Here is a 14,968-nt window from a genome sequence, read left to right on the forward strand (position 1 = left end):
TAGTTCAGCCCAGTTTTGCTCCGGGCTGCATCGCCAACGCACTCACAATTTATGTCGAACTCCCTGCACCCCATGCTCAACGTGGCCATCAAGGCTGCTCGCGCCGCTGGCGCCCTCATCAACCGTGCCGCACTGGATGTGGAATCGGTGCGCGTTGCGCAAAAGCAGGTGAACGACTTTGTGACCGAGGTAGACCAGGCTGCCGAGCGCATCATCATTGAGACGCTGCTCAACGCCTACCCCCAGCATTCCATCCTGGCCGAAGAATCGGGCAGCGAGCACGGTGCCAAGAACTCCGACCATGTCTGGATCATCGACCCCCTGGACGGCACCACCAACTTCATCCACGGCTTCCCCGTGTACTGCGTGAGCATCGCCCTGGCCTACAAGGGCAAGATCGAGCACGCCGTGATCTATGACCCCAGCCGCAACGACCTGTTCACGGCCACCAAGGGCCGCGGCGCCTATCTGAACGAGCGCCGCATCCGCGTCTCCAAGCGCACCCAGCTGCGCGACTGCCTGATCTCCACTGGCTTCCCCTTCCGCCGCGGCGACAACTTCAAGCAATACATGCTGATGCTGGGCGACGTCATGCAGCGCACCGCCGGCGTGCGTCGCCCCGGTTCGGCCGCCCTGGATCTGGCCTATGTGGCAGCCGGCTTTGCCGACGGCTTCTTTGAGTCCGGCCTGTCCATCTGGGACGTGGCTGCCGGCTCCTTGCTGGTCAGCGAAGCCGGTGGCCTGGTGGGCAACTTCACGGGCGAAGCCGACTTCCTGGAGCAACGCGAAATCCTGGCGGCCAACCCCCGCATCTACGGCTCGCTGATCCCCGTGCTCGGCAAATACAGCAAGTTCGCCAGCGCCGGCGAAAAGGCAGCCGTGCGCCAGGCCGTCAAGAGCGGTGAATTCGAAGCCCCCGCCGAAGAAGGCGCCGAGGCAGTTGCCGAAGAAGGCCAGAAGAACGCTGAATAAAAAAGGCGGTCGCCCCACGACTGCGGAAAGGGCCTGGTCCGGTGGATCAGGCCCTTTTTTATTGCCGCCGCCCCGCCCCAATCAATGCCTCTTGACCACACGCAAGGGACAGGCGGCGGAGTCTGGGTCTCTCCACAGAATCCACAAACTCCCGGTCCAGAATCTGCCCGACGACAAATGGGCAGAACAATATGATGGATTTCTTCAGCCAGCACTGGACGCTGGCCATTGACTGGGTATCCGTGCATGCGGTGACTCCCGTGGTCAACGCACTCCATATTGCCGAGGCAGCGGGCGATCCGCGCGAGATTGCCGCCGGCATTCTGATCGCGCTGCTACAGCTGTTTCTGATCGGCTGTGTGATGCGGCCGCTGGAGAGCCTGCTTCCCGCCGAGCGCTGGGCCGACCGCCGCCACACCACGGTGGATCGCAACTACACCCTGCTCATGCTGCTGGGCCTGTTTCCGCTGTTCAGCTTTTTGATCCTCATGCCGGTCGCCCATATGCTGGGCGGCGGTCCGTCCACCTCGGAAGCCAGCGGCCTCAAGGCCTGGGTGCCCTGGTTTGAAGATCACCCCTATGTATTGTTTGGCGTGTACTACGTGGTCTACGACCTCACGTATTACTGGATGCATCGCGCCCAACACGTCATTCCCTGGTGGTGGGCCATGCACAGCATGCACCACAGCCAGCGCCAGATGAGCTGCTGGAGCAACGACCGCAGCAACTATCTGGACGGCATGCTGCAAAGCTTTGTGCTGGCCAGCGTGGGCCTGGCCATGGGCGTGGAACCATCGGAATTCGCCATGCTGAGCCTGCTCAGCGAGCTGGTGCAGAACTTTTCCCACGCCAATGTAGCGCTGCGCCTGGGCTGGCTGGGCCGGGCGGGCGAGCGCCTGTTGGTCGGCCCGCGCTTTCACCGCAACCACCACATGCTGCGCGATGCAGAGCGCCCCGAGCGTCACAACTGCAACTTCGGCCAGGTTCTGCCCTGGTGGGACCAACTGTTCGGCACCGCTCTCTATCACGATGAAGAGCTGCGCCCCACGGGCGTGAGCGACCCTGAAGTGGATGCCGACAACGAGCGTGGCCTGATCGCCATGCAGTGGTACACCCTGAAGCGCTTCTGGGGCGCGGTGAGCTGCCGCGCAGGCTGGCGGCTGGGCGATGTGTCATTCGGGCCGGGCTACCGCCCCATTCATGACGATGATCAGGGCTCTGGCCCTCAATCCGAGCAAAGCGTTCAGACGGCCTCTGCCAAATAGCCAAAAAACAGCCATGCCCCCTGCTATTGGGCATCACGGATAATGGAGCATTCGGCGCCCGCCCAGCACTGGCGCGGCGCCCCCTGTATTGCATACCGCTGAAGCGATGACCCAGAAAAGCACAGAAACCCCGTCGCTGGCCAATTTCCCCGATATGACTGACCTCTCGGCACATACGCCGATGTTCCATTGGCTCTTACGCCACTGAAAATTTTTTGAGTACTCCCAAAGCTACGCCAAAAGTTACGCCATCTTGATAGAAAAAAGCCTCCTAAATCGGAGGCTTTTTTTGAGACGAACGACCTTTCGCCTCTATAGCATCAGACAGCAGTCATTTGTTGTTGCGAGCGAACTCCACAGTGGCCTTTAGCCAACCGGAATTCGGATCCAAGATAAGCCTGTCATTAGTGCCCGGCTCTTGAGCTGAACTTGACAGCCACACAATACAACCACCGGCCCCAAGCTTCTTTAGAGTCGTCAAGCGGAAGTGCATCTGCTCTTCGGTGAGGTAACGTTGGGTCTTATCCGCGTCTGCCCACCCTGGCGTGATGTAGGCAAGGATGGGTTTGTTCGTACGATTGATTGCATCCAATTGCTTGCAGGAGTGGACTGCGTATTCAGCTGCCTGAGCCCATCGCTGGTCGCCGGCAGACGTACCATCATATGCATCGTAGTTGTAAAGCGATGGGCTGTAGTAATCGACTTCGGCGGCCACTGAGGCGTATTTCGGATTCAGCCTGTCGAACACTGATGTGGTGGAATTGTTGATGCCATAAGTGTTCTGCGGCACCTCGCCATAAAGGCCAACCTGGATCGATGGATTGGCCTGCTTAAAGGTTCGCACGATCTGCACCAGGTTTTGTACGATTGACACGCCGTTTGGCGTCGGAGCGTCTGGTCGAAAGCGGTTCTTGTCCCACGCTTCCGCATCCAGAGATACGGGATAGGCAGGGTTGGCCTCATTGGCAATAGACCGGAGCTTGTTTTCGTTCAACGTAGCAGTTGGCCCATCACCGTCAAGAAATCGATTTGAATAGATGAGGTTGATCGGCAACATCCCCAGGCTCTCAAACCACGCCTCATCCAGATAACCTTTAGCAGTCTGAACAACACCCGAGCCATCCCTATAACGCCGGAACTTCAGATATTCACCCACAACAAAGCGATGAGATCCATCTTGCGCGTGCTGGCCACCTAACCCTCCAAGCCCCATCTGGCCGAAAGCGCTCATCGCAAAGCCGCTGCCAAGGGCAAGCCCCCCCACTTTTAGGAAGCTGCGGCGCGAAAGCGCAAGATCTTGATCAGAGTGAGGCGCGAGCGTTGATGCCTGGTTGCGGTGAGTCATCTTTCATTCCTTTATGGTGCTTACACACCCTGAATTTATGGCTGTGTGAGTATTTGCCATCAACTAGATGGCATGCTGAACTAGGTGGGATACATATGGTCGGTCAACCGCTACGCATTCAGCAGACGACGCAGAATGCTACGCTGAAAACCTTGACTCACTGGCCACTCGACACCCTAAGAAATGAGGCAGTGGATCGCAGAAGACAACGAACCATAGACCTGTGCACCACAAATGAAAAAAGCCTCCCCCGGTGCCAAAGCACCAGGGGAGGCTTTCATTTTTCTATCGCTCGCAGCGGCCGCTTGCAGTTGGCCAGGGCCGCTCGCAACTCCGTTTCGTAGCCTGCGCGCCGCTCAAGCTCGGCACCGGCTGCTTGGACGTACATGTCCACGTCTGCACCAGCTGGTAGATGCTCGGTCGGCATGCTCGGCCGCTCCGGCTCAGATTCATCGCAGGGCACAGGCACTGCGACCTTGACCTGCTGAATCTCGACCCTCGCCGGCGGCGCCGCACTGCAACCCATCAGGAGGACAGCGGCCGCCAGCGCAGCCGAGAGTAGGGGTAGACGGCGCATTACTGACCTCCTCCAGTCTTCCGGGACGCCAGCAGCTCGGCCACTCGGGCCTGTGCGCTTGCGCAGGCATCGCCAGGCACAGCGCCCGGCGTGCTCAGGATCTTGTCCGCGCGGGCCTTGTGGCCAGCGGCTACTGCAGCAGCTTGTGCTCGGGCCAGATCGCGCTCGCGCTTGAGACCTTCACCGGCCAGCTGCAAAGCCTCGACAGCCCGCGTGCACACGTCTGCACTAGCACGCGCCAGAGACTCCTTCTCGGCCGCATGGTCAGCATCGGACCTGGCCAGGGTCAGCGCATCGCGCAACCGCAGCACCTCCCGCACGGCACCCACGTTGACAAGACCACTCAATATGAATGCGACAACCAGGACTACGAATCGTTGGCTTGTAGTCATACCTGCTGCACCCCCACCATGGTGGTTTTGCCGTGCACGGTAATCACACGATTGACCGCCTGCAACGGAATACGTGTGGACAGGTGCACCCACTGAGCCCCACCCACGCTCTCGTAGATGATTTGCCCGATGCCCAGCGCGCTGATCTGCGGCGCCAGAGCCTTGGCCACCTCATAGGGTGTGCCGTATGCGGGGATCTTCACATCGGCCGCCATGCCCTGCGCGTGGTCGCTCGATGTCACACCGCCCACTGCGGCATTGACCTGGCGATTGCGATAGCCACTGGTGACTATGACTGCCTTGCCGCCGAGAAATGCGCGCACGCGCTCCAGCATCTGGGCGGTGCGATACAGCTGCTGCAGTGCGTCGGCGGTTGGCGTGTTGTCCACACCGAGCTTGCGTGCGGTGCTGCTGGCCACCAGCTCGGCCAAGGTGAAATGTTCTGTCAACTTCATGGATCAACCCTCCTTAAAACGGGTGCGAATGATGAGAAAAGTGAAGCCCGCGATAACGCAGACATCGGCAAGGGTTGGGGGTGTGGGCCGCAGCCATGGCGCCACCAGGGCGCCGGCACCACCCAGAGCGAGCAGCGCCCAGGCGATGGCCTTGAGCCAGGCCACCAGGCGAGTGCGAGGAGCAAGCCCAGGCATGCAGGGCGCGGTGCGCTCCAGCTTGTTAAGCGCCTCGGCCACAACGACCAGGCCGCAGAGCCAGTGCAGCACGCTGAGCAAAGTAATCACGGGATAGAACATGGTCAGCCCCCTTCCGCCTGGCCCTGCTTCGGCAGGTACTTGCCAATGAACGACCGCAGAAAGCTCTGCGCGCCAGCCCCGACAATGCAAGCCAACGACAGCAGGACGGACTCAGGCACGTTGGCCACCAACAGCACCAGCGGCGTGAGATAGCCCGCCGTGAGGGAGCTGGCTCCGGCCACGGCCATGCGGCGAAAAGCCAAGCGCACCATGTCCCGCAAGGTGTCATTGCTACCCGGCACGATGTTCAGCAAAATGATTGCGATCAGGCTGCCCAGAAAACCGGCGAGCAGCACGTCAGCACGTAGCCCGAGCGGTACCCCAAATGCTGTGAGCGCTTGTGTGGAGACGGCGGCGCCGATGATGGTCACGGCCGCCGCGGTCGATGAAGGTTCTGCCATCTGTTGCCCTCCCTCGGGCATAAAAAAACCCGCCGAAGCGGGTATCAAAAAAGGCGGGTTCTTTCGTGGCTGCATAAATGCCGCACCCACAACCTCTACGGCGTCGTTACTGTTTGCGTCAGCACATAAAGGACTTTCACACCAGGCACGATGTCGGCCGGCAGAGCACCACTTACGGTAATCGTCCCGTTATCCGCTGCCGTCACCGACAAGCTCTGAACACCGCCTGCGCTGTCTTCGTAGTAGAGCAAAGCACCCACCCAGAACACCATTACACCGAGAGGCACTACAGACAGCACACTACCGCTCACTGCAGTCACAAAGCGCTCACGCCGGAATGTGTTTATTCGACGCTGTTTGTTGTCATAGCGAATGCACTCCAAGCCCTCCGCAATACGCCACATATCGATATCGGCATCGTTGTTGTACTGAAGCGTCGTTTTACGTTTCGGCTGGGACATAGATGCATAGTCACGCGGTCCATAGGATGCATATTTGCCTCGGCGCATGATGAAGCGAAACTCCTCAAAGTCGAGGCCATTTGTCCCCGTCCCTGTCGTGATGTCGAACTGGACATACTTCACTACAGATGCGTCCACAGCAAGCATCGTTCGACGCTCCGAGTTGGCAGTGACGCTGTACGCGGCCTGGGCGGAGACCCAGGTGATGCCCGCCCAAGCCACAGGATCAACAGCAGGCCGAGAGGTAATCAGGCGTCGATTTGCGTCGTAACACCGCATCAAAAAGCGGAAGTTGGGCTTGTCGCTCATGTAGGCAAACATGTCACCCTTACGAATAGCGATGAGACCGCTCTCTTGCGTGTACATACGCGCGCCAGCTTGCATGATACGGTACGAGCCTCGGAAATTCTGCTGAATTGCTCCGACCCCTACTAGATCTGTCGTGTAGGCGTTGTAGCCGACAGTTTGCTTGTTGACGCACGAGAGCAGGCCGGTCGCTTGGCCAAGTGCAAAAAGCACGATGTCGTCGCTGAAATCCTCCTGTGCAGTGCTCAGTGTGTTGCCTGATCCCTGATCGTGAATGTCCAGTAGGTCAAAACCGTAGATGCTGTTGGAGAAGCCGGGACTGGATACCCATGTGACCTCGATATGGTTGTTATTCGTCAGGGGACCGAAGTTAACCGTCAACTTCTCGCCGGCCACAATTGTTCGCTCAAAGCGGAAGCCATAAAAGAAGTTGCTACCGCCCACCGGCATATCAATGAGGCCAACGCCTTCCATCGTTCCACCGACAAACTTGTTGTGGTTATGACCGTACAAGCCATCTGCGGTTTTGATGGTGTGGCAGCGGTTAACGTAGAAGTAGTTCTCGTTAACCCATCCCAGCGTTCCAGGCTGACTCTTCAGTTCAATCACGTTCGCGTACGAAAGATCAAACGTGGAGTAGGCCGAAGAGTAACCACTGCGATCCGCTAGGTCGGTCGCATAGACCTGGAAATACGGGGTTCGGCCCACCTTGATGTACTGACCTTTAACGCCGATGGCACGAATAGCCGGAGTATCTGAGGAGTCCACACCGCTAATGCGCACAACCTTACGGAGCACTTGATCAGGGTTGTCCGCACTGTTAGCGTTTCCGCCAAGGATGATGCCGGGGCCGAATTCATGATCCACGCTGATAGTCATCGCCCCCAGCTCAAGGATCACCTCACGAAAATCCACTGTGCCGGTAACTCGGCAGTTGCCCTTCCCGGTCAAGGCAGAACCTCTGGCCTTTGCGAGCTCCACAGCCTTCAGCAATGGGATCGTGTCATCGGCAACGCCATCGCAAACAGCGCCACAGTCACGCGCATCCACAGGCATGTCAGCCAGCTTGTCTTGCACGGTCCTCGGAACCGAACCAACGCCCGGCAACTGAAACCCAACTCTCCCCGAACCCAAAGGAGTTGCAAGGTCCTGCCTCAAACGATCCAGATTGACAACAAACACCGGCGCGCCATCGATAACGACATACCGAGTCCGTGCATGATCGTGATCGGCATCTGCTGCAACCTCGAAGACCTTTTCGTCGGGTTGAGGCAGCTTGGACTGCATCTCCTCTAGGTCCTTGACGAAAATGAAGTCTCCGCTGGCACTGGCGGCGGCAATGGCATCATCACGGGCGTCCTTCGACTCATCGCGATAACCTTCCGCCTCTGCAGTGGCTTCAGATACAGCCAGCCCAATATCCAACTGGGCTTGCTTCAGAACACCATGCCAAGTCTTGCGCGCCTTCCCTAAGCGATCAACCCAAGTCTCGGCGCTCTGAGAGTTAACCAGATGATCCAAGTTTTCCGCGTTGTCAAAGAGATCCTTGGGCGCCATGGAGCCGATCGGATTACCAGTGCTGTAAGTGGTCATGCCAACTCCACAAAACAAAAAGCCCGCTGAGTTGCGGGCGGAATAAGGAAAAGGAACACCGACACAAGGCCGGCTTGAGGAGTCATTCAGCCGGAGGGCTGCCGTCATCGTCGTCAAAAATGCGTGCGTCGTAGTTCACGCACTGCACGCTGGCACCATCGGTGCCGCCGGGGCTGACCTTCTTGACGATGGCCGGGAAGCTCCAGCGGGTGACCGGCCCGAAATACACATGCGGCGGCTCCGGCAGCTTGATCTGCGGCCACTCCCCAGCCGGGATCGGAGCCAGAACTTCATAGGCGCTTGCACCTTGAGTAGCGGGCCACGGGCCGGCCAGCGTGCCGTCAGGCCTGCGAAACGCCACCACATGCGGATCTGCGGACTCCCAGCGCAGCGGCTCCGTCACCTCCAACCGGGCCTGGCCGCCGGCATTGCTGATGCCAGTGAGCAGGGCCGATTGCCCGAAGCCGGGGATGTCATCAACCAGGCTGACAAAGTCGCCGTAGCTGTTGTTCAGCGCATCCAGCTCCGTGGTGAAGGTGTACGTCCAGCGCTCAAAACGCTGCTGCCTGGCACGGCGCATGCCGATGCGCCAGGCGCGCGTGCGGTCTGTCACACCCAGTACCTTGAGCTTTTCCAACTTGATGCCCAGCGAGCCAGGCAGCACACAGTTCACCGTCTTGGTGTTCCAGTTGTCACCGGCGTCGCTGAACTCCACCTCCACGCCATCGTTGTCGTCAGGCCGGATGCCGCTGAACGACCGCGCAATGCCCTCCGTGGTGTTCTGCGCGCTGTAGGCATGACCGTCCTCGACCGTGCGCACACCAGCACGCACAGAGCGCAGCAGGCCATCATCAATCGTCAGCTCAGCCATGCCGGCGCCCAACACCGCCTGCAGGGCGGCAAGCACCGTGGTTTCGTCAAACACATGGTCTGCCGTTTCACCGCGAGCCGTCCAGATCCCATGCAGGCGCTGCAGCTCGGCCATGTCGATGCTGTCCAGCCCATAGCCCACCGTGCTGCTGATGTGTCGCAGAGCGGCCGAGATATCCCGCGTAGGCTGCTCTGCGCTCCAGGATCCATCGCCCTGCAGCACTGGCAGCATGCGCGTGGCCACCAGGTTGACCTGGTTCTCCGACCTGGCTGCGATCTGGCCTAGGCCCCGCACACGCACACTCAGCGTGGTCCAGTCCGGGTAGCTGGTGCGCGTAGGCAGCCGGGTGCGCATGGCGTACCACTGCACCTCATCGTGCACCTGCGTGCTGGTGCTCTTGGCCCCCCTTCGCCTCACTCGCACCTGCGGCCGCATGGGATAGGGCAAGGCGATGCGCTCGGTGTAGCCGATCTGGTCCATGGTGGCATCGGTGTACCACTTGACCACGCTCTGCCAGGCGCCGCCGGCGGCATAGTCACGGTACTGGACCTCCACCCCCACGGATCTGCCCTGCACTTCCCCCTTGTCGGAGACATAGCAAAGGCCTTGGCTGAAGAAGATATCCACCTCCAGCGTGCTGCTGACCTCGGCAGCAGGGCAGCTTACAAAGGGGCCGGCCTGCTCACCGTAGACGGTATCTGCCTGCACGGTAAACGTGGCCTTTTCCGCCGGCACCGTGCGCGGCGCAAAGCCCGCCCAGCTGCCGCCCTCGCTAGGCGCCACCGTCAGCACCTGGCCGGCCACTGCCGTCGCCGTGTAGGTGCGGCCAGCGCGGCACACGGCCAGAGAGATGACGCCATCGAGCAGGTGACTGATACGCCTATAGATAAAGCCGCCATCACCATCGCTGACCGGCTCAGCCAGCGTGATCGTATTGCCGTCGACGGACTCCATCCGCAGCGAGCCGGTAAGCGCGCCCGAAGCTGTGAGCAGCATCCACAGAGATGGCGCAATCTCGCGCCAGTCGGCGGTGAAGGTGTTGTAGGAGCCGCCTTCTTCGCCCGTCAGCAGCACCGTGGCGACCGTCACGTCCTGCTCAAACATCAGCGACATGGCGGTGCCAGAGCCCCAGGCATTGGGCCAGTCCACATCGGCAGTGATCTGGGCACCATTGAGCGCATAGCTACTGCCCGTGGGATTGACGTTGCCCGAGTCAATGGCGCTCAGCTCAAGCCCTGCCGTGCCCGCGCTGGTGCCGCCAACCTCGGGGCAGCTGTACCAGTTTTCATGCTGGGTGATGCCGCCGATGTCGGCGCCAGGGCCATGCACCGTGAACTCAGCGCCCTCCAGCGTGCTCAGCGGCGTGTTGCCGATCTTGACCGTGGCCGGGTCGATCTGGTACTGGCCGGGGCCGACACAGAGCAGCATCTCAAGCCATTGCTCACGCGGCGTGCTGAAGTAGCGGCGCGGCGGGGTCAGATAGTCGGGGTAGCGGATGAACTGGCCCAGCAGCTCAGGCACCACGCCGTTGAACTTGGCCGTGTTTGCCTTACCCTCGGCCGAACTCAGCTGCTTTCCCTGCGGCGTGTCGTAGCGCTGATTGCTGGTGGACGGGAGCAGCCAGCCAAAGAAGAAGTTGAAGATGCTTCCCACCAGCTTGAAGACGCCGCCGTGAGGGATGGGGCGAATATCAACCTGGTCTTCATTGCTGATCACCGTCTCGGCCCAAGCCTCCACCGGCAGCAGCACGCCATTCAGGTGGAGCGTGATGGGCTGGATCTCGCGCGCCGCATAGTCAATGCCAACCGCCTCAAACCAGTCCGCAATCGTGCCCGCCCATGGGTGCGACTCCACAGGCTGGCTCGGCATCTGTCCGGGGTAAATCTTGATCGTCATAAAACAAAACCCGCGTGTAGCGGGCCTGAAATCGGTTGAGAGCAGTCAGACAAGGCCCACCGGGCTCATCGGTTTCGAGTATTCGCAGCTGGCCGTCCACCTCGACCACCAGCCCCACGTGCACGCACAGGCTCGCCCTCCAGGCCGTGGCAACCGCTCCGGCCCGAGGGGCACATGGCGCGAAGCCATGCAAGGCTATGACCTGGTCGACCGCGCGCGTGATGCCGCGCAGCTCACCCGGCCGGGCATCCTGCAGGGTCGGCAGCAAGGCCCGGCCAAACAGCGCCGAGCGCGCATCGCGCACCAGGCCCCAGCAGTCGTAGTCCACAGGGCCGCGCCCACCGCGCACATAGCGCGTCTGCAGGAATTGCCTCATTGGTACTTGACGCCAGGCGCCTTGTCCGCCGTGTAGCGATCACGCGGCCAGGCCAGATTGAGCAGATCGAAGTAGCTGCCCTCCACCTGAAGGACGTTGCTATTCAGATCGCCGCCCTGGATCAGCATCCGCTTGGGAGCGGCCGCCGGCGCCGATGTGTCGGTCGACACATACTCGCGGTAGACCACATAAGAGGGCTGGCCAGAGTCGAGCGCGTCACTGATCAGGCGATGCGCCCGACCATCGACCACCCCCAGGCCAAAGCGCAGGGACTGGTTTCCGATGGTGCTGCGCTCAGGCAAAGAGATCTCCAGGCCGCAGGCCTCGAAGAGTTGCGGCACACCGTCCACGCCCAGCGTGAGATCTTCATAGCTGTGCGCAAGACGTATGTGCTCGCCACCCGGCAGCTCGATGTCCAGCGTACAGATGCGCACGGTCGTGACATCGTCGCCGGTATAGAGCAGCTTCAAAGCGGTGCTGGTTGCCATGACTATCCCTCCGGCCATTCTTGATTCACTGCCCGGTCAATGATGCTGGAGCCGATCACCAACCCCGGCAGCAAACCCCAGCCAGGCGGAAGCAGTGGGCGCGCCCACACCTCGATCTGAGCGGAGATCTGCCAGCGGTCGATCCCCACCAGGTCGGGGCCTTCATACATGTCCATGAATCGGCAAAGCAGCTTTCCCGACCCCATGGGCGTCCTGAGCGGCATGTTGAACCACTGCACACCATCGACCAGGGTTTCAGCAAACCATGACTCAAAGGCCTGCGCCTGCGCCTGGGTCATCAGCCATGCACACGTGTGCACACTCGGCACGCTGGTGAATTTGCGGCGCTGACGCGCCCGACCCGATGCCATGCTGGTGCGCAACAGCGGGCTGGCGTGCCGGGTGGTGTGCCCTTCACGCAGCACGCAGGGGAACCCCTGCGGCCAATCAATGTTAGAAGTGATTGCCATCTATCGTCCTCGGCGTACCAGCCCGTAAGTTGTCTCCAGCGCAAGCGCCTCTTCCCCGCCGTTGCGGATATTGCGAACAAACACGTTCGTGGTGTAGCTGCCGTCAGCGTTTTGCGTCTGCTCGACCTGGCCGGCCTTGCTGGCGTCTTCGATGACGTTGACGATTGGCGCCTGACCACGCAGCTCGGATGCATAGTCGCGCCGCACTGCCGGGGGCACTGCAGCACCAACCACACCACCGACCGAGTAGCCAGAGTGCAAGGACCGTCGGAACGCCTCGAAGGCTCCAGGCCCGCCCAGCGCGCGCATATCGTCTTGAGACAGCACACCCTCGCCCGCGTGCACGATGCCGGCCATCTGATACTTGCCACCCGGGCCGGTGTAGCCTCCGTCCCAGAAGCCCAGCACAGCCATACCCTGACTGAGCGCCACAGTGCTGGTGATGCCTGCTGCAGCTGGAGCAGCGTTCGCACCAAAGGATGCGAGCGACGCAAGAGCGGCCGCCGGCGCCCAGGCCGCTGCAGTTGCTGAGCCAGCAGCGATTGAGGTCGCCACCCCCGCAGCTTGCAACGTATCCCCCAGAAGCTTGTTGGCCACCATCTGCAGGCCAAAGCGAATCAACATGCGAATGGCCTGGTCGCCAATGCTGGACAGCATGCTGCTCAGATCAAGCTTGCCGGTTTTGACAAAACCGAGCAGTGCGTCTTCCATTCCGCCGAACGCGTTGGTGGCGATAGCTTGCGTCTGCGAGTAGACGTCGCGAGCGTTCTCCAAGTACGTGTTGAGCGCAGATACAGCTCCTGCAGCCCAGTCACCTTCCTTCTGGCGCTTCTGAGCCAGGAAGTCTTCATACAGTTGCAGCTCTTGCGCTTGCGCAGTCTCAACAATCTGCAAGCGCATCGCATACTGAGCACGGATACGCTCTTGCTCTTTCTCACTGTCAGTACCCGCCAGCGCGAGTGCCTGATCCTGCTGCAGCTTACGTAATTCAGCCTGGTGCTGTTGCATCAGACTGATGCGCTCCCGCAACTCGGCAGCAGCTTTGTCTCCCATGCCGTAGGTCAGCATCTCCAATTGATATTGCTGCTCTTTGGCAATAAGGCGATTCTGAGCCTCGTACAAGTCGTTGCTGCGGGCCACCTCCGCCGTCCGGGAAGCCTCTGCCTCCTTGGCCATGTCGATCACGGTTGCCAAGCCGGTGGCCTTATCCAGCTGGGACTCGGAAAGCTTCAAGCCCTTGCTTTGAATATCGAAGAACAGCTTCTCGTAGGCGGTACGCTCCTGCGTTTTGTAGACCTGCTCCGTAAGCGATTTTAGGAAGTCATCCGCAGCCTTTTCGCCCTTATCGACCTTGGCGCCGCCAGACTTTTTGCTCGGTGTTCCGTCCTTGAGATTGACCGCACCAGGCTTCCTAGGCGTCATATCAGGGGCAATCAAGGGATCAACCTTGGCCGCCGTTGCAGCAGCATTGGCCCAATCCTTGAGCGTGTCAGACGCTCCGGAGGCCCGCTTCATTGCCGCATCGACCAGCTTGCGTGTATTGGCAACCGAGCGCTGCAGAATGACATTGGATGGATCTCGCTTCAGTGCCTCCTGATGCCTTTCAAGCTGGTCTCCAAGACGCTTTACTTCAGCCCCAGCGGCCTGCGCCTCAGACTTCATCTTGCCAAACACGTCAGTCCCCGTCAGAGCACCTATCTTGTCAGCAGTGTTAATGAAGGCCACGATGTTTGCCGTGGCTTGGATCACCATATTGGTCAGAGACACAACCCAGCCGACGATGGCTTCAAAAGCCGCCTTGGTTGTATTGGAGCCGAGCGTATCTGTTAGATCGTTAAGGGACTTTTTCGCTCCATCCAAGCTGCCCCCCTCGCCGGTCATGAGTCCATTGAGGGCATTTCTCAAACCATCGACAGCGCCCCCAAAGGTATCGCGTGCAGCCTCTGCCGCACCTCCATAGGTTTCCTCAAGCGCATTCAGAACAATCTGCTGCGCTTCAGCGATGCGGCCGGTTTGCTCCAGCTTCTCTGCGGCCTCGATCTGCGACTGGGAGAACTTGAAGCCCTGTCGCGCCAGGCTTGCCATGCCCACGCTGGGGATGTCCAGGGCACGGCCAACCGTCTCAGCTGCGGACTTCATGTCAGCACCAGTGCGCACTGAAAAGTTCGCTGCCTGCTTCAGCGCCTGGGGCAGTTGCTCGCCCACGATGTTGGTGAAGCCAAGCAACACCGTTTGCGCCTGGTTGAACTCGCCGGCCGACTTGGTGGTGATGCCCTCCATCGCGGAGGCCATCTCATTCAGGCGACCCTGGGAGTAGCCGGCCTGGTTACCTGTTGCCTTGAGCGCTGCGGCCAGCAAAGCCTGCTCTTGCTCGGCATTCCTTGATTCCGTCAGGACCTTGCTGAAGACACTGCCGACAGTGATGCCCGCAATACCCGCAGAGATGGCTGCACCAATACCGGTCCAGGCCTTCTCCACAGCTTCAGAGCGCTCTTTCATCTTGCGCTCCATCTCGCGCGACTTCTGATCTGCCACGCGCTCGGCTTTGGTCATGCCTTCGGTAAAGCCGCCAATCTTGGCAATCAGATCGATGGTAAGGGTGCCAAGTTGACGAGCCATGGTTCAAAAATCCTGAGATGGTCGGGGAAGCACACAAGCGGCTACCGCCACTCGCGCATTGCCTCCTCAAGGGTGATGACTGCCGCCTGCGCTCCCTTTCGTTGAGGCAAGAAGTCCTCAAACTTGGGGGCCTGGCTGCTTTTCTTGCGCGCCACCGTCTGGCTGACGGTGTGAGCGACAGTGG

Annotated in this window: 14 protein-coding genes; 2 read left to right on the top strand and 12 right to left on the bottom strand. The window is 60.3% G+C overall.

Going from position 1 to position 14,968, the window contains the following annotated elements; genetic code table 11:
* Positions 1 to 51: 51 nt before the first annotated feature.
* Positions 52 to 972, top strand: coding sequence for an inositol monophosphatase family protein (locus tag F3J24_RS17135; RefSeq protein WP_167008896.1), 921 nt, complete (start codon positions 52 to 54; stop codon positions 970 to 972).
* A gap of 191 nt (positions 973 to 1,163) precedes the next feature.
* Complete coding sequence (locus F3J24_RS17140) at positions 1,164 to 2,237, top strand: sterol desaturase family protein (RefSeq protein WP_205244824.1); 1,074 nt, start codon at positions 1,164 to 1,166, stop codon at positions 2,235 to 2,237.
* Positions 2,238 to 2,568: 331 nt separating this feature from the next.
* On the opposite strand, the gene F3J24_RS17145 is transcribed toward F3J24_RS17140, so the two are convergent.
* From F3J24_RS17145 to F3J24_RS17200, 12 genes are all read right to left on the bottom strand, one after another.
* Complete coding sequence (locus F3J24_RS17145; RefSeq protein ID WP_167008899.1) at positions 2,569 to 3,582, bottom strand: hypothetical protein; 1,014 nt, start codon at positions 3,580 to 3,582, stop codon at positions 2,569 to 2,571.
* 277 nt (positions 3,583 to 3,859) lie between these two features.
* Positions 3,860 to 4,159, bottom strand: coding sequence for a hypothetical protein (locus tag F3J24_RS17150; protein WP_167008904.1), 300 nt, complete (start codon positions 4,157 to 4,159; stop codon positions 3,860 to 3,862).
* Entirely contained in the window at positions 4,159 to 4,551 is a 393-nt protein-coding gene (locus tag F3J24_RS17155) for a hypothetical protein (protein WP_167008907.1), read from the bottom strand. Before F3J24_RS17155 ends, F3J24_RS17150 begins: the two co-directional genes overlap by 1 nt.
* Positions 4,548 to 5,006: a D-Ala-D-Ala carboxypeptidase family metallohydrolase gene (locus F3J24_RS17160; RefSeq protein ID WP_167008910.1), complete on the bottom strand. Its 459-nt coding sequence runs from the start codon at positions 5,004 to 5,006 to the stop codon at positions 4,548 to 4,550. Before F3J24_RS17160 ends, F3J24_RS17155 begins: the two co-directional genes overlap by 4 nt.
* 3 nt (positions 5,007 to 5,009) lie before the next feature.
* On the bottom strand, positions 5,010 to 5,303 hold the full coding sequence (locus F3J24_RS17165; protein ID WP_045839860.1) for a hypothetical protein: 294 nt from the start codon (positions 5,301 to 5,303) through the stop codon (positions 5,010 to 5,012).
* A 2-nt stretch (positions 5,304 to 5,305) separates the two neighbouring features.
* Positions 5,306 to 5,704, bottom strand: a complete 399-nt coding sequence (locus F3J24_RS17170; protein WP_167008913.1) for a hypothetical protein — start codon at positions 5,702 to 5,704, stop codon at positions 5,306 to 5,308.
* Positions 5,705 to 5,799: 95 nt separating this feature from the next.
* Positions 5,800 to 8,064, bottom strand: a complete 2,265-nt coding sequence (locus tag F3J24_RS17175; RefSeq protein ID WP_167008916.1) for a hypothetical protein — start codon at positions 8,062 to 8,064, stop codon at positions 5,800 to 5,802.
* An 82-nt stretch (positions 8,065 to 8,146) separates the two neighbouring features.
* Positions 8,147 to 10,831, bottom strand: a complete 2,685-nt coding sequence (locus F3J24_RS17180; protein WP_167008919.1) for a host specificity factor TipJ family phage tail protein — start codon at positions 10,829 to 10,831, stop codon at positions 8,147 to 8,149.
* Complete coding sequence (locus F3J24_RS17185; RefSeq protein WP_167008922.1) at positions 10,746 to 11,207, bottom strand: C40 family peptidase; 462 nt, start codon at positions 11,205 to 11,207, stop codon at positions 10,746 to 10,748. The genes F3J24_RS17180 and F3J24_RS17185 overlap by 86 nt, the downstream gene beginning before the upstream one ends.
* On the bottom strand, positions 11,204 to 11,695 hold the full coding sequence (locus tag F3J24_RS17190; protein ID WP_167008925.1) for a DUF1833 family protein: 492 nt from the start codon (positions 11,693 to 11,695) through the stop codon (positions 11,204 to 11,206). Before F3J24_RS17190 ends, F3J24_RS17185 begins: the two co-directional genes overlap by 4 nt.
* A gap of 2 nt (positions 11,696 to 11,697) precedes the next feature.
* Positions 11,698 to 12,165, bottom strand: a complete 468-nt coding sequence (locus tag F3J24_RS17195) for a hypothetical protein (RefSeq protein WP_167008927.1) — start codon at positions 12,163 to 12,165, stop codon at positions 11,698 to 11,700.
* Positions 12,166 to 14,784, bottom strand: coding sequence for a phage tail tape measure C-terminal domain-containing protein (locus tag F3J24_RS17200; RefSeq protein WP_167008930.1), 2,619 nt, complete (start codon positions 14,782 to 14,784; stop codon positions 12,166 to 12,168).
* Between the last annotated feature and the right edge of the window lie 184 nt (positions 14,785 to 14,968).

The sequence above is a fragment of the Comamonas sp. Tr-654 genome, assembly GCF_011752915.1.
In the GTDB taxonomy this organism is placed as follows: Bacteria; Pseudomonadota; Gammaproteobacteria; order Burkholderiales; family Burkholderiaceae_C; genus Comamonas.

What these genes read in the sequence shown, in the direction of transcription:
- F3J24_RS17135 (WP_167008896.1), top strand. Translation starts at nt 52, where the DNA reads ATGTCGAACTCCCTGCACCCCATGCTCAACGTGGCCATCAAGGCTGCT.
- F3J24_RS17165 (WP_045839860.1), bottom strand. Translation starts at nt 5,303, where the DNA reads ATGTTCTATCCCGTGATTACTTTGCTCAGCGTGCTGCACTGGCTCTGC.
- F3J24_RS17155 (WP_167008907.1), bottom strand. Translation starts at nt 4,551, where the DNA reads ATGACTACAAGCCAACGATTCGTAGTCCTGGTTGTCGCATTCATATTG.
- F3J24_RS17150 (WP_167008904.1), bottom strand. Translation starts at nt 4,159, where the DNA reads ATGCGCCGTCTACCCCTACTCTCGGCTGCGCTGGCGGCCGCTGTCCTC.
- F3J24_RS17190 (WP_167008925.1), bottom strand. Translation starts at nt 11,695, where the DNA reads ATGGCAACCAGCACCGCTTTGAAGCTGCTCTATACCGGCGACGATGTC.
- F3J24_RS17200 (WP_167008930.1), bottom strand. Translation starts at nt 14,784, where the DNA reads ATGGCTCGTCAACTTGGCACCCTTACCATCGATCTGATTGCCAAGATT.
- F3J24_RS17160 (WP_167008910.1), bottom strand. Translation starts at nt 5,006, where the DNA reads ATGAAGTTGACAGAACATTTCACCTTGGCCGAGCTGGTGGCCAGCAGC.
- F3J24_RS17170 (WP_167008913.1), bottom strand. Translation starts at nt 5,704, where the DNA reads ATGGCAGAACCTTCATCGACCGCGGCGGCCGTGACCATCATCGGCGCC.
- F3J24_RS17185 (WP_167008922.1), bottom strand. Translation starts at nt 11,207, where the DNA reads ATGAGGCAATTCCTGCAGACGCGCTATGTGCGCGGTGGGCGCGGCCCT.
- F3J24_RS17140 (WP_205244824.1), top strand. Translation starts at nt 1,164, where the DNA reads ATGATGGATTTCTTCAGCCAGCACTGGACGCTGGCCATTGACTGGGTA.
- F3J24_RS17180 (WP_167008919.1), bottom strand. Translation starts at nt 10,831, where the DNA reads ATGACGATCAAGATTTACCCCGGACAGATGCCGAGCCAGCCTGTGGAG.
- F3J24_RS17145 (WP_167008899.1), bottom strand. Translation starts at nt 3,582, where the DNA reads ATGACTCACCGCAACCAGGCATCAACGCTCGCGCCTCACTCTGATCAA.
- F3J24_RS17175 (WP_167008916.1), bottom strand. Translation starts at nt 8,064, where the DNA reads ATGACCACTTACAGCACTGGTAATCCGATCGGCTCCATGGCGCCCAAG.
- F3J24_RS17195 (WP_167008927.1), bottom strand. Translation starts at nt 12,165, where the DNA reads ATGGCAATCACTTCTAACATTGATTGGCCGCAGGGGTTCCCCTGCGTG.